The sequence below is a fragment of the Ligilactobacillus sp. JN-6 (Y).1 genome (assembly GCF_058111525.1).
The window spans coordinates 540,566-555,084 of the sequence record NZ_CM176599.1 but is presented as its reverse complement, the minus strand read 5'-3'; the positions used below and the strand labels follow the sequence as shown (position 1 = coordinate 555,084).

Sequence of the window (14,519 nt, the reverse complement as noted above, 5' to 3'; positions counted from 1 at the left end):
CTTATGGCAAATGAAGAAGTTGAATTTACACCGATCTTATTAGGAAGTGACTTTAATGTGTACGGAATGGCGCGTTCACTTTATCAAAAGTATCACCGTCCAGTAAAGGCATACGCAGCTGCTGAATTGGCACCGACACGTTTTACTAAGATCGTTGATCTAACGATCGTTGATGGTTTTGATAAAGACCCTGTATGGATCGAAACTATGCAAAATTTAAAGACACAGTACCGCGACCATGAAGAACCGGTTATTTTGATCGGTTGTGGTGATGGCTATGCGGAATTGATCTCACAACATAAAGACGAGTTGGAAGACGTTTTTGTTTGCCCATACATCGATTATAAACTTTTGAAGACTTTGAATAATAAAGAACGTTTCTATGAGATCTGTGAGAAGTATGATCTGCCTTATCCAAAGACTCAGATCATCACTAAAGCTGAATGGGAAAAGGCGCCGAAAGAGGTCCCACAGCCTTTTGATTATCCAGTTGCTTTGAAGGCTGCTAACAGTGTTGAATGGTTGGACGTTCATTTTGAAGGCCGCAAGAAGGCTTTCCGGATCCAGAGTCGTGAAGAATTTGATAATATTTTACGTTTGTCCTATGAAAACGGCTACCGATCAGACTTTATTTTACAGGATTTTATTCCCGGTGATGACAGCAACATGCGAGTTTTGAATGCGTATGTTGATCAGCACCATCAAGTCAAAATGATGTGCTTAGGGCATCCATTACTGGAAGACCCATCCCCGGCAGCGATCGGAAATTATGTAGCGATCTTACCCGAGTATAACGAGGAGATCTATCATACGATCCAAACTTTTTTAGAGGCAGTTAACTTCACTGGTTACGCTAATTTTGACATGAAGTACGATATCCGTGACCAGAAGTTTAAGCTTTTTGAGATCAACTTGCGCCAAGGACGCAGCAGTTTTTTTGTGACCTTGAATGGTTATAATTTGGCTGACTATGTCGTGCAGGATTATGCTACCGGCCAACTTGCTGACACACCGGTCGTTTATGGTAATGATGATACTTCTAAACATCATCTGTGGTTAGGCGTTCCGGTCAAAACGTTCAAGAAGTATGCTCGAAATAATCCTGATAAACAAGCTGCGTTAAGATTGATCAAAAACAAGCGCTTTGGAACGACCTATGAGTATTCTGAAGACATGAATCCAAAACGCTGGGCTTTGATCAAGTGGATGAATCACAATTATGTGAAAAACTTTGACCATTATTTCAAACAAAATAAGGGGTGATCTAGTTGGAACATTTCTTTACGATCATTGGTGGTATGGGAACTTTAGCCACTGAAACGTATATCCATCAGCTTAATGAGCGGACCCCAGCTACTAGTGATCAAGAATACTTGAATTATATCTTGGTCAATCACGCTACGGTCCCCGATCGTACGGATTATATTTTAGACCATGATAAGCCAGACCCATTAACTCCTTTGTTAGAAGACTTTAAACAACAAGCTGCTTTGAAACCGGATTTTTTTACGCTCCCGTGTAATACTGCTCATTATTTTTATGATGAATTGACAAAGACTACAAATATCCTAATTTTGCATATGCCACGTGAGGCAGTTAAGACGATCGCTGCCAAGGTCCCTAATGCCAAACGTGTCGGCTTGATCTCTACGGAAGGCACGAGAGCCGATCACATTTATGATGATGAGATCCAGGCTGCGGGCTATGAGCTGGTTTTGCCGGATGACAAGATCCAGCATGAGACGAACAAGCTTATTTATGACAATGTCAAAGCAAAAAATCATGTTGATGCGAACTTGTACCATGATATCTTACGCCAAATGTTTGCAGAAAAAGGGTGCGACACTGTTGTTTTGGGTTGTACTGAATTATCACTTGCCCAGGATCGTGAGCCTTATACTAAGGCACCTGTGATAGACGCTCAGTCGATCTTAGTCGACAAAACGATCGAGTTAGCACAAAAGGCGTGCGCAGGAGTTAAAATTAAATAAATATGTAGCAGGCGGTTGTACTCTATTGAAGTAGGTTACAGCCGCCTTTTTGGCACAGTTAAAATACAAATAAGCAGCAAAGACAACTATTTTGTTAAAACAATGACCTTCCATGATGTCTGCTAACACGGCTACAACTCTGGCTAATGGACTCAAAGATCGGGCAAATTTGCCAAAAAAATACCGACCTTACTGAGGCCGATATTTTTTTCATTATTTACTTAAGGTCGTCGCTTGAACGAACGTCTTTCCAAAAAGCCTTATAGATCGACTTTACAGAGTCCATATTAAAGCCTTCGTTAGTAGAACCTGAGCCAGGGTAGGCTACGGCAATAACAACTTGTGGATCATCTGACGGTGCGTAACTTGCGGCACTCAAAGTCGTAGTAGATGAGCCGTTTGTCGTAGTTTCAGCGGTACCGGACTTAGCGGAAACAGAAGGCTTTAGGCTCTCTAGACGTTTACCTGTCCGCCATTGGCTATTTCCGTGAACTACTTGCCATAAGCCACGATGAACAACATCCCATTGAGCTTTTGTACCATTGACAACATTCAAGACCTTTGGCTGGAATTCATAATTGATCGGGCCAAGCTTACCGTCTTGTCCTTTTCCTCGGACAGATTGTAAGACATGAGGTTGCATCCGATAACCACCGTTTGCGATCGTTGACATGTATTGAGCAATTTGGATCGTAGTATAGGCATCATAGTTACCAAAAGATAAGTTCAATGCTTTCCCGATATCAGCATAGGAAGAACCACCCTTAAATCCAGGTGCTTCACCAGGGATGTCTACCCCCGTTTTAACACCAAGCCCATACTGATTGAAATTACTACGTAAGGTGTTGAAGATAGAAACCGGCATATGCAAAGCCTTACCAGGTGAATATTTGAAACCAGCTTCCTTCATCGTTAACTGCATCATATAAGAGTTAGAGGAAACCTCCAAGGCGTCAGAAGCTGACAAAGACATATTGTTGTTCCCTGACTTGTTAAAGATAGAAGAGATAGTAGATGTACCGGCTAGTTTGATCGGTGTATCAGTCAAAGTACTGTTATTGGGTGTAATAACGCCCTTGTTCAACGCACCCATTACTTGGGCACCCTTAACGACTGAGCCCATTACCATCGTTTGATTGATAGGGCCTAATGAGTTAGTTGTGATCTTACCGGTCTTGTTATCCCGGTCGACCCCTGCTAAAGCATAGATCCCACCTGTATTAGGGTTCATGACCACAGCATAACCGCCTGTCATCAACGGATTTTGGCTGCCTGCGCCAGTCTTGACCGCATTTTCAACTATGTCTTGAACGTGGTTTTGGAACTTCGAGTTGATCGTTAACTGAACATTATCACCGGCTTTTCCGCCATATTGTTTGGTTCGGTCAAGGAGCTTGCCGTTTCTTGTTTCAACGTTGATCACTTGTTTAGTACCCTTAAGGACATTTTCATACTGTGATTCAATGTAACTTGAACCGACATTATCATCGCGTGAATATCCTTCAGCAAGTAATTCATTGACCCGCTCACTTGGTAGACCTTGCTTTTGTGACGTAACTGTTCCGGCAACGTTTTTAATAGACTTACCATTAGGATAACTTCTGGTCCAGTCAGTTGTGATCTTGATACCTGGTAGATCGGATTGATGCTCACCGATCCGTGCCATCTCTTGGTCTGTAACACCTTTAGTTTTTAAGTAGATCGTTGATAATGAATAGGCGTTGTTCATTTTATTATAAACAACAGCTGCCTTTTTTTGAGTATCTGACATACCATCTGCTAGATTATTCTTTCTGACATAGTCTGATTCCAAACGAGCCAACTTTTTATCGTCAGTGATTGAGTTGACATTTGGGATCTTTTTCTTAACATCGTCTTCGTGCTTTGCCAAATAATAATTGACACGCATTGTCTTTGTTGTTGGTTCCTGTTCAATATTAACGTATTTGACCAGATCATTGGCGATCGAATACATTGTTTTAGGATAAACGTTAAGCGGCTTTGAATAACTGATCGCCCGTGCAGAATTATTAGCGACCAGGGGCTTACCAGCTGAATCATAGATCATTCCACGTTGAACGTTTCGCGTTTCAGTTTTTATGTCGCCGCTGTTGATCTCACTCTGGAAACGTTCGCCTTGAACTATTTGCAATTGCACCAAGCGACCGATCAGTGCAGCAAATAATAGGAAAGCGACAAAAAACAAAACGTTTAAGCGAGTCGGGATCCGTGATTTATTTACTTTTGGTGAATCATCATTTGAATTAGATGGCTTAAAAAATTTCACAATAAATACTCCCATATAATGTAATAATACAAGTGTACAATAATTACTCTGCAATATTTATATAGTGGATGTGCAACTAACGCAACAACTTTTACTATATAATAAGAAAAAAACAACTTTTAGTTGAATCATACTCAATTATTATAGCATTTTACGACTGGTTCTGTCCTTTATGAAAATATAAAAAAGTGGGACACAGAATTTTTTCTGCATCCCACTTTTATTACCTAGGACTAGAACGAATATCTTTTAGAAAGTGTATTTTACTAAATGATTTGCCGGCCCGTACTTATGACCCACATCTAATTTGTCAGCGATCGCAGCTGTGACAAACTTTTTGGCTTGTTTGATGGCTTTTTCGATACTCGTTCCTTGTGCGATCTCCGCAGCGATACATGCGGATAATAGATCTCCAGTTCCATTGATGTGTGTGGTATTAATAAATGGTTCGCTTAAAGTAAAGGAAGTCTCATCCTCTAACAAGACAACATCAGTTACCTCGGCTTGGCTTTCATTATTATGTTTACCCTTGACCATGATATTTTTGGCACCCATCTTTTGTAGTATCCTCGCCGCCTTCAGAGCGTCATCAGTTGAATTGATCTGTACACCAGTTAATTTGACAGCTTCATAATAGTTGGGCGTTAATATCGTGGCTTGAGGGATCAGCTTTTCTTTGAGTGCTTCAAATGCGTCTTCTTCGAGCAGCATGTCTCCGTGCTTGGTGATGATCACTGGATCTAAAACGAGCGGTCCTAAATCATATTCCTGATAATTTTTAGAAACAGTTTCGATCGTTGTAGTATCAGTTAACATTCCTGTTTTGCAGGCGTTAATTTGAAAATCATCTGTTAAGACTTCAAATTGTTTATCAATAAATTCAGTTGGCATCGGTTGGCTGGCAAAAATACCATATGAATTGCCGGCCACAGCGGCAGTTAAAACACTCATCCCATAGACGCCACATCTTTGAAAAGTATTCATATCAGCTTGCAAGCCGGCACTGCCATCACAGTCCGAACCAGCGATAGTTAAAACTTGCGGAAATTGATTGACCATATTTAAATTCCTTCTTTTTTATTTATCCGTATGTCAGAAATTATACTGCTACTGACTGGAGCATTGAGTCAAGAATATCATAATAGCTACATAAATTAAAAAAGTAGTTATCTAAATTCAACAAAAAGACACAAATTTGTAACAAAACTTATAAAAGCATCAATATTATTACAAATATTGTTTAATTAAGAAACTGTTTGCGTTGAACTATAAAAGTATAGTTATAAAAAAAGTATATTTATTTGGCCATATCTCAACAAGTAGGATGGAGTGTCAAACTCGGAAATTTTGTTCACTTTTCCAAGTAATTTTATATAAAATTTTTAACAAAAAGGAGATGGCGTAGCGTGAAGAAAAACAAAAGGATCATGACCGTCGCTTTAAGTCTAGTTGTACTACTTTCATTGTCGGGGTACGGTGGTAATTCAAAGAGTGCTGCTAAAAAAGGTGCCATGTTCCCAAAGAAAACGTTTACATGTATTAACAAATAGTATTATAATAGAGAAAATAATGTTTGAAAATATTACCGGTCACCAAAGGATCCATTCAACCAAAAGGAGATGAGGTCTGATGTATAAGACTAAAAAAGTAATGTCTGCGATTTTAGGTTTGTTTGCAATAGTTACACTGGCAGGATGCGGAGGCAACTCTAAGAGTTCGGCACAAAAGGCTGCTGCCCCCTCTGATGGAAATGCAGTAACGGTCAAAAAGGCAGAATATATCCTTCCAAAAGGGCAAGATACTTTGACTGGTGAAAAAAAGTATTTAGCAATAAAAGTTCATGTTAAAAATAACGGTTCTACAAATACCTTGTACAGTAATAGTTTTAAACTAAAAAATAAGTCGGGTAGCACCAAGGCACTTAGTATTTACAGCAGTGGTGATCGTTTTTCCACGCTGTCTTCTGAGAAACTAAAAAAAGGTGATACAGTGACCGGCTATGTTGTTTTCCCAGTCAAGAAAAAGGCCAAATATACATTAGAGGTCTCGCCAACGTCCACGTCTAGCAAGGAAGTACCAACTTCGAAGGTCAAAATAGACACCGGTAAGTATAAAGATAATACGCTGCAGCCTCAAAAAGCGGTTACTAGTTATGTTGATAGTGTTTTTCTGAATAAAAATGAAGACGATACGGACTATAACAGTTTTATCTCGAACAAGTTAGAAAATGAAAAAATTGAATATCGAAAAGAAACTAGAGATTTTCTTGAGACAAATGCTTTTAATAATACGATCACAGATCAGGCATCGTTGAAGATGATCAGCCAGATCCAGAAGCTGAATAACGAAAAGGGTTCAGTCAAATACGAACTAGTTTCATACACACCGGATACTGCCGAGATCAAAGTCACCCCAACAGAAGTTAAATTATCTGGTTTGTCTGCTGATATTACTAGTTTTCGGCAGAAAGTTGAAAAGTCTAAGGATATCGATCCTGACTTAACGTACGATCAGGTCGATCGCGCAGTTAAAGAAATGGTGATACAAAAGTTTCCAGAAATATTGAAACAAATGCCGATTCGTGAAGATACTGCGCAAACCGTTAAGTTAAGCAAAGATGGCAGTAAATGGAAGATAGATACTGAGGATTATGGTTTGACGACTGTACGTAAGGCATTTATTGGTGATTTTTATTAGGAGATGATAAGGAGCAGTCGTGAACTGCTCTTTTTTTGTACAGTTGAATGGTCATCAGAAAACAGCTACAATTTAAAAGAAAGTGATAATGGACTAAACAATTGGTATTTGAAAAAGGAGAAAATGTAATGGATCATAACTGGCAGGAAAATTTGCCGCAAGATCTACAAGCAAAAATTGCGGAAGTTGATAAGCAGATCGCGCCACGTTTGAAAGAGATCGATGAGATAACGTTGTATAATCAACAACGAGTGTTGAATTTATTTGCTAAAAATCACGTTGCGGAAGAGGATCTAGTAGGATCAACGGGTTACGGTTATGACGATGTTGGTCGCGATAAACTAGAAGAAATTTACGCTGGCTATTTTAAAACTGGGGATGCGTTAGTGCGCCCACAGTTGACTTCCGGTACACACGCGATCGCAACGGCGCTATTTTCGCAATTGTACTATGGGGATACTCTATACTACATGACAGGTATGCCTTATGATACGGTTCAAGAAGTGATCGGAATTGCTGGTGATCAGCCAGGGTCAATGAAGAAGCGTGGGATCAACTATAAATGTACGGATTTATTGCCAAATGGAGAAGTTGACTATGAACAGGTTGAAAAGGATCTGGGCGGAGACCCTACGATCAAAGTTGTTACGATCCAACGCTCTTTGGGATATTCGAGCCGTGCCAGCTTCACATTAGAAAAAATCAAGAAAATGGTGGCGACTGCCAAACGTTTGGCACCACAAGCCATAGTCTTTATTGATAATTGTTATGGAGAATTTACAGAAACTGAGGAAGCAACATTTTTCGGCGCTGACTTAATGGCGGGTTCTTTATATAAAAACGCCGGAGCCGGGTTTGCCAAGTCGGGGGCATATATTGTCGGGCGTAAAGACTTGATCCAAGAATGTGGTTCACAATTGATAGTGCCCGGGGCTGGTAAATATGAAGGTGCGACTTATGGTTATTTGCGTGACTTCTACGAAGGGTTCTTTATGGCACCGCATACCACAGGTGAAGCATTGAAAGGCATGGTCTTCACGGCAGCTTTATTGCAAAAGATGGGTATGGATACGGCTCCGAGATGGGATGCTCCACGGGCGGATATAGTGCAGACTGTTACATTTGGCAAACCAGAGCCGATGGTCCAATTTTGTGCGTCCATTCAGCATTATTCACCAATGAATGCTTTTGTTGACCCAGAACCGAGTTATCAGGATGGCTATGAAGATCAGGTCATCATGGCTTCTGGAAGTTTCACGGAGGGTTCCACGATCGAGCTTTCTTCTGATGGTCCATTGCGCGAACCGTATACTTTATACATTCAGGGCGGATTATCGTACCAACATGTCAAGATTGCGATCACAAATGCTGTCAGAGAAACATTTTACTAGGCTAAAAAGTACCCAGGAAGCTAAAACCCGCTTTAGAGGGCAAGCTTGCTGGGCATTTTTTCGTTTTGATTTGTTTGCAAAAACTGTCCTGATAAAGTCAGGCTAAGCAAATAGATAAATTTATTCAATTCTGAACAAGCGGATAATTAGCGTGTAAGTTTTCTTAAATATACAATAAAAGTAAACAATTTGGAGGTGGCAGAATGTATACAGTGGGAGATTATTTGTTAGACGTTGTGCAGGCACTCGGGACTAACAAGGTTTTCGGGGTTCCTGGCGATTATAATTTACAGTTTTTGGATCACATTACTAAAAGAGACGACATGGATTGGATCGGTGATGCCAATGAACTTAATGCCGCTTATTTGACAGATGGCTATGCTCGCAAAAATGGCTTTGGTGCATTGATCACGACTTTTGGTGTCGGCGAGTTGAGTGCTTTAAATGGTTTGGCGGGAGCAATGGCAGAGCATGTGCCAGTACTTGAGATCGTCGGTTCGCCAACGACAAACATTCAAAAAGACCATAAGTTAGTACACCATACTTTTGGTGATGGGGATTTCATAAGGTTTGAAAAAGCCCATCGCGCTTTAGGTTTTGATGTCTATCATTTGACCGAAGATAATGCCATTGACGAGATCGATAAAATGGCACGGCGGCTCGTTGATACTAGAAAACCAGCTTATGTTGTATTACCGTTAGATCTCGGTGATGTCCCCGCCAATCCTGCTTTAAAAGACCGGATCCCGCAACTAGTTCAACCACATGAACAAAATGTTGATGAAGATCTTTTGACAGAGCTAGGTAAATATTTGACACAAGCAAAACACCCATTGGTTTTAGTTGGACATGAAGTGGCGCGTTTTGGCTTGGGATCAGAGGTCCAAAAATTTGTCAGTGACCATGATCTGCCATTTACCGACAACGGTTTGAGCAAGGGAACGTTGTCAGAATCCTTACCGCAATTTGTCGGTACGTACAATGGTGAGTTGAGCCAGCCGGCTACTAAAGAGGCTGTTGATCAAGCCGATTTAGTGTTGTTATTAGGAGCAAAGATCACAGATTCTGTGAGTGGCAGCTTTACACAAAGTTTCACTACAGGCCAAGTGATCTCCATCAGCTCAACTGACACTAGTGTGTTTGGCAGGCATTTCGACACTGACTTTTTCTCACTTATCAAACGTTTGCCACAGTTAGACTTGCAGACTGCTAGAAATGAGCCAGGCTATCATGCAGCTCCGCGGGCTTTGCCACAGGCTGCTGATCGCAAATTGACACAAGAATTTTATGATCATGCGGTTGAAGCCAGTTTACAGCCAGGACAGACTTTACTTGCTGAACAAGGGACTTCATATTTTGGCTTAACGACACAACCTCTACCAGACGAGGCTAAATATATTGGACAACCGCTTTGGGGCTCCATCGGCTACACTTTCCCAGCGGCACTCGGTAGTCAGATTGCCGACCCGCATAGTCGCAATGTCCTTTCGATCGGAGAAGGTTCCTTGCAAATGACGCTCCAAGAATTTGGTTTAGCTTTCAGAGAAAAATTACATCCGATCATCTTGCTGATCGAAAATGATGGTTACACAGTCGAGCGTTATATCCATGGGATGGATGAATCCTATAATGACGTGCCCGCACTTAACTATGACCAAGTGCCGGAACTTTTCGGTGCTGATCCTGCGCAAGCAGTAGTTTTACATGCTGCGACTGAAAAAGAGTTGCTTGCAGCTTTGAAACAGGCTCAAAAAGAAGAGGGCAAGTTAGTCTTGGTCCGTGTCCAAATGGCGCAAAAAGACGCACCGGAAGTCCTAGCAAAGATGGGACAAGCTTCAAAAAAGTAAATAGTTAAGATATTTGTCATAAGTTCTTGACAAGTAGAAGTTTCTGTATTATTATTACCAACAATTTAATGGATATTTGCTAAGAAAAGATGAGTAACCACTGAGATCCTTTACAGAGAGTCGTGGTAGCTGTAAAACGACAATGTGATCATGGCGAAGATGGTCTTGGATGCAAACGAACGATGAGTTTCTTAACGAGTTGTTCGCGGGTCCGCCTGTTAGCGCGGTAAGGTATAGCAATTTTTGTGTACCTGATGAGGACATTGTTCGTGAGGATAGTGTTGCAAGTGGGTGGTACCGCGTGAAATTCAGAATGTAAATGACACGCCCCTAAAAGATAGTAAGAGCTATCTTTTAGGGGCTTTTTTAGTGACTGGATATTTGAAAAGGAGCGATTTAAAATGGCTAAGCAAACAGCAACAAAATTACATTACGATATTGTAGGAAGTTTTTTACGACCAGATGAACTGAAACAAGCACGAGAAGATTTTGCAGCAGGCAATATTGGCCATGCAGATCTGATTGCAGTGGAAGATGATGCGATCCGTGACTTAGTTGGAAAGGAGATCGCTGCTGGATTAAAAGTTGTGACTGATGGAGAATTCCGGAGAAGTTACTGGCATTTGGATACATTTTGGGGCTTTGCTGGGATCAAGCATACTAAACCAGAACATGGTTACTTTTTCCATGATGAAGAAACACGAGCTGATTCCGCACAGGTCGAAGGAAAGATCGCCTTTGATCCAGCCCATCACGATTTGCAGGCTTTCAAATTTTTGCGTGATTTAGTCGCTGATAAGGATGGAGTAACACCGCGGCAAAGTATTCCAGCTCCAGCCCAGCTATACTCTGAGTTACTTCGTGGCGAAGAAAACGTAGCTGCAGTTAAAAAATTTTATGACGATCAAGATGAGCTGATCTCAGATATTGGCCAAGCATATCATGATTTGATCATAGCGTTATATGATGAAGGTTGTCGGGATGTGAAGATCGATGACTGTACATGGGGCATGGTCGTAGATCATGATTTTTGGCAACATCAGACTAACGGAGATTATGATATAGATCAGTTGCAGGATACGTATTTGAAATTAAATAATGCAGCTTTGACGGATCTTCCAGTTGATTTACGTATCAGCACCCATGTTTGTCGTGGAAATTATCATTCGACTTGGGCTGCTAAAGGTGGATATGCCCCCGTTGCCAGCCACTTATTTGCCAAAGAAAAGGTTGATGCCTTTTATTTAGAATTTGATGATGATCGTTCAGGCGATTTTGCTCCGTTGGGTGAAGTTCCCGCCGGCAAACATGTAGTACTAGGCTTGGTCACCAGCAAGAAGCCTGACTTGGAATCTAAACAAACGCTGGTCGATCGTGTCAAAGAAGCTGCAGAGTTTGTGCCGTTAGAAAATTTGTCACTGAGTACCCAATGTGGTTTTGCCTCGACCGAAGAAGGTAATAAACTGACGGAACAACAGGAGTGGGATAAGATCCGCTTGGTTGTTGAGACTCCCAAAGAAATTTGGGGAGAATAGGCTGATAGTAGAGAAGCAGCAAAAAGGAGTTCGTGGATAATTGTTCACGAACTCCTTTTTTCGGTGAAATATAAGGTCTATTCAGGCAGAATAACTTTTGCAATTGGGAAAGGAGTTATAAGTTTGCCGTAGTAGTAACTACAAGTAGAAAGGCAGTTAAAAGATTGCGGGAGTAGTAACTGCAAACGAAAATGCGGTTAAAAGATGTGTGAAGTAGTAACCTCAAATGAAAATGCGGTTAAAAGATGACAGAAGTAGTAACCTCAAATGAAATTGCAGTTAAAAGATGACAGAAGTAATAACCGCAAATGAAATTGCAGTTAAAAGATAGCCTTAAACGCAATGAGAATGCCGGAGCAACTCGACTAAACTAGCTCCGGCAAACTGCGGTCATCTCAGCAGATTTCCATCTTTAGCGGATCTTATGCCAAGCAGATGCACCGACCGATGGAAAGATGTGCGCCATTTGCCACATATCGTCGTTATCGTAGGCGGACACGATGGCTGGAAGGTAGGTGTTGACGGCATCTTCGGCCTTGTCACTAAATTCTGTCACTCCTACCAAGCGCTGTTGCTTGTCAAAGATTAAAACGCGGTCACCCAAGGTTTCTTGGTCGATCTGCCGGTACCAGTCATCGGGGATATGATTTTCTACGATCTCAAAACCAGTTTGCTGAGCTTGTTCGGGCGTCACACCAACTTGTGCGATTCGTGGTGAAGTATAGACGGTAGTAGGGATCGCTGGATATTTAATGGCGTCAGTTGTTTGACCGCTAAAAAGCTTGTATAGATAGTAGGATTCAAAAGTTGCTGTCGGAGTCAATTTCGGTTGTGGTTTCTCGACCACGTCACCGGCAGCATAAATGCTGGGTACATTAGTCTGCAAGTAATCATTGACTTCGATCCCAGTCTTAGAATATTTGACTCCAACCTCAGCGAGCCCTAAATCATCCACATTCGGGTCTCGCCCTGTAGCATCTAAGATCCAGTCAAAATTAGCTGTCTGCCCATTGCCGTAGTGGACCGAAACTCCTTGCTGATTTTTTTCAAATGCACTCACGTTGGAATTCCTGATAAATTTGACGCCGCGGTCTTGCAGATCAGCGGTGACTTTGTCGACAAACGTTTGATAAAAGCTGCGCAGGCCATGTTCTCCGTGCATGAAAACAGTAACGTTTGCTCCAACGGCGTTTGCGATAGTGGCAAACTCATAGCTGACATAGCCAGCTCCAATGATCGCGATGTTTTGTGGCATTTCTTTGATGTCCATAAATTCACTACTGTCATGCGCGAGTTCACTGCCAGGGATAGCCAAACGATGGGAATGCTGACCCGTTCCGAGCACAATTTTTGCAGCAGAATATTCAGTTTGTTTGTTGACCTGAACAGTATGTGGTCCGGTCAAACTAGCATGACCTCTAAATATTTTCACGCCGGCACCGGTCAGCTTGTTTTCAGTCCCATGTGGCAGATCTTTGATCACAGCTAGCTTGTGAGCGACCAAAGCAGGCCAATCGATCGTGATATTTCCGTGAACTATGCCTTGCATCCGCTCCACTTCTCGTTGCAGATTCACTGGTTCATCTAGTGTGATCTTAGCATTGCATCCGCGGTTGGTGCATGTGCCGCCAATTAAATCATCGGTAATGATCGCGACTTTTTTGCCAGTTTTAGCGAGTGGTTCGGCACCATCAAATGAAGCGTGGCCTGCGCCAATGTATATTACGTCATAATCATAATTTGCAGTCATGGTATTCCTCCTATTTGTTTTTGAATTTGAGTTTAAAATCCCACAAAATTAGTCAAATAGCAAGAAAAAAGGTTGCGCTTTAATGCGGCAACCTTTTTACAAATTGAAAGAATGGTTCTGTTCTATAGTTCTTCGTGTGTCAGCGGATCTTGTTGCGAAACACGGGCATCTGTCTTATCTAGCTCAATGATCTCTTGTATTTCTTCGTCAGTTAATGAGAAGTCAAAAATGTCCAAGTTTTGCGCCTGACGCCCGGCGTTACGTGACAAAGGCAACGGTAAAACTCCTAGTTGGTGTTCCCAGCGCAAAATGATTTGGCCGCCGTTTTCACCATATTTTTCTGCCAAATGTTTGATCAATGGTAACTCACGGATCGGTTGGCTTAGTCCCATGCCAACACCGCCTAACGGGCTCCAAGCCTCGGTAACGATCCCATTTTCTTGGTCGTATTTACGCAAAGCTGGTTCGCTGAACATAGGATGCAGCTCGATTTGGTTGACCTCTGGTAATTCGCCAGTCTAAGTTTGCAATTTGTTCAAATGCGCCGGCAAGAAGTTGGAAACTCCTACACAACGCACCAAACCAAATCGTTTGGCGTCAAGTAAGGCTTGCCATGCTTCAACGTATTCGCCACGTTTCGGGTTTGGCCAGTGGATCAAATATAGGTCATAATAGTCCAGTCCAGCCCGGTAAAGTGATTCTTGGATCGCAGCGATCGCTTGTTTATACTTGTGATGACGTCCTGGAAGTTTGGATGATACCATCAGTTCTGAACGGTCGATGCTAGAACGTTTGATGGCCTGACCGACTGTTCCTTCATTTTCGTAGTTGTAGGCCGTATCGATCAAGCGGTAACCATTGTTGATCGCAGAAGCAATGGTTTCGATCCCGGATGGCCCTTTCACGCCGGCAGTTCCAAAGCCGACTGCGGGCAAGTCTAGACCATTGCGTAATTTTATAGTAGGTATTTGCATAAAGATCTTCCTTTCATTAATAGTGCATATTTTCCTCAGCGTTTGTG

Annotated in this window: 10 protein-coding genes and 1 pseudogene; 7 read left to right on the top strand and 4 right to left on the bottom strand. The window is 41.8% G+C overall.

The features are described from left to right. Positions 1 to 3 precede the first annotated feature (3 nt). Entirely contained in the window at positions 4 to 1,263 is a 1,260-nt protein-coding gene (locus AC3XNE_RS02665) for a carboxylate--amine ligase (RefSeq protein ID WP_489832706.1), read from the top strand. 5 nt (positions 1,264 to 1,268) lie between these two features. Then, positions 1,269 to 1,991, top strand: coding sequence for an aspartate/glutamate racemase family protein (locus AC3XNE_RS02660; protein WP_489832705.1), 723 nt, complete (start codon positions 1,269 to 1,271; stop codon positions 1,989 to 1,991). 217 nt (positions 1,992 to 2,208) lie between these two features. On the opposite strand, the gene AC3XNE_RS02655 is transcribed toward AC3XNE_RS02660, so the two are convergent. Continuing rightward, entirely contained in the window at positions 2,209 to 4,278 is a 2,070-nt protein-coding gene (locus AC3XNE_RS02655) for a peptidoglycan D,D-transpeptidase FtsI family protein (protein ID WP_489832704.1), read from the bottom strand. 249 nt (positions 4,279 to 4,527) lie between these two features. Continuing rightward, positions 4,528 to 5,337, bottom strand: coding sequence for a bifunctional hydroxymethylpyrimidine kinase/phosphomethylpyrimidine kinase (gene thiD / locus AC3XNE_RS02650; protein WP_489832703.1), 810 nt, complete (start codon positions 5,335 to 5,337; stop codon positions 4,528 to 4,530). 347 nt (positions 5,338 to 5,684) lie between these two features. Here thiD and AC3XNE_RS02645 point away from each other — a divergent pair, with 347 nt between their 5' ends. The 5 genes from AC3XNE_RS02645 to AC3XNE_RS02625 all read left to right on the top strand — a co-directional run bounded on the left by AC3XNE_RS02645 (position 5,685) and on the right by AC3XNE_RS02625 (position 11,748). Continuing rightward, positions 5,685 to 5,828 (top strand): hypothetical protein, encoded by a 144-nt coding sequence (locus tag AC3XNE_RS02645; protein WP_489832702.1) that lies wholly within the window; start codon positions 5,685 to 5,687, stop codon positions 5,826 to 5,828. A gap of 79 nt (positions 5,829 to 5,907) precedes the next feature. Beyond that, complete coding sequence (locus AC3XNE_RS02640; RefSeq protein WP_489832701.1) at positions 5,908 to 6,975, top strand: DUF5105 domain-containing protein; 1,068 nt, start codon at positions 5,908 to 5,910, stop codon at positions 6,973 to 6,975. Between the two features lie 128 nt (positions 6,976 to 7,103). Beyond that, the gene (locus AC3XNE_RS02635; RefSeq protein ID WP_489832700.1) at positions 7,104 to 8,366 is read left to right on the top strand and encodes a methionine gamma-lyase family protein; all 1,263 of its coding nucleotides are present in this window, start codon (positions 7,104 to 7,106) and stop codon (positions 8,364 to 8,366) included. A 203-nt stretch (positions 8,367 to 8,569) separates the two neighbouring features. After that, the gene (locus AC3XNE_RS02630; RefSeq protein ID WP_489832699.1) at positions 8,570 to 10,213 is read left to right on the top strand and encodes an alpha-keto acid decarboxylase family protein; all 1,644 of its coding nucleotides are present in this window, start codon (positions 8,570 to 8,572) and stop codon (positions 10,211 to 10,213) included. Between the two features lie 401 nt (positions 10,214 to 10,614). Further along, positions 10,615 to 11,748: a 5-methyltetrahydropteroyltriglutamate--homocysteine S-methyltransferase gene (locus AC3XNE_RS02625; RefSeq protein WP_489832698.1), complete on the top strand. Its 1,134-nt coding sequence runs from the start codon at positions 10,615 to 10,617 to the stop codon at positions 11,746 to 11,748. A gap of 412 nt (positions 11,749 to 12,160) precedes the next feature. Here AC3XNE_RS02625 and AC3XNE_RS02620 read toward each other — a convergent pair whose 3' ends face one another. Further along, on the bottom strand, positions 12,161 to 13,498 hold the full coding sequence (locus tag AC3XNE_RS02620) for a dihydrolipoyl dehydrogenase family protein (protein WP_489832697.1): 1,338 nt from the start codon (positions 13,496 to 13,498) through the stop codon (positions 12,161 to 12,163). A 122-nt stretch (positions 13,499 to 13,620) separates the two neighbouring features. After that, a pseudogene (locus AC3XNE_RS02615) lies at positions 13,621 to 14,472 on the bottom strand (aldo/keto reductase). Between the last annotated feature and the right edge of the window lie 47 nt (positions 14,473 to 14,519).

Excerpts from the sequence above, each read along its gene's own strand:
- AC3XNE_RS02665 (WP_489832706.1), top strand. The coding sequence starts at position 4 with ATGGCAAATGAAGAAGTTGAATTTACACCGATCTTATTAGGAAGTGAC.
- thiD (WP_489832703.1), bottom strand. The coding sequence starts at position 5,337 with ATGGTCAATCAATTTCCGCAAGTTTTAACTATCGCTGGTTCGGACTGT.
- AC3XNE_RS02640 (WP_489832701.1), top strand. The coding sequence starts at position 5,908 with ATGTATAAGACTAAAAAAGTAATGTCTGCGATTTTAGGTTTGTTTGCA.
- AC3XNE_RS02635 (WP_489832700.1), top strand. The coding sequence starts at position 7,104 with ATGGATCATAACTGGCAGGAAAATTTGCCGCAAGATCTACAAGCAAAA.
- AC3XNE_RS02630 (WP_489832699.1), top strand. The coding sequence starts at position 8,570 with ATGTATACAGTGGGAGATTATTTGTTAGACGTTGTGCAGGCACTCGGG.
- AC3XNE_RS02625 (WP_489832698.1), top strand. The coding sequence starts at position 10,615 with ATGGCTAAGCAAACAGCAACAAAATTACATTACGATATTGTAGGAAGT.
- AC3XNE_RS02620 (WP_489832697.1), bottom strand. The coding sequence starts at position 13,498 with ATGACTGCAAATTATGATTATGACGTAATATACATTGGCGCAGGCCAC.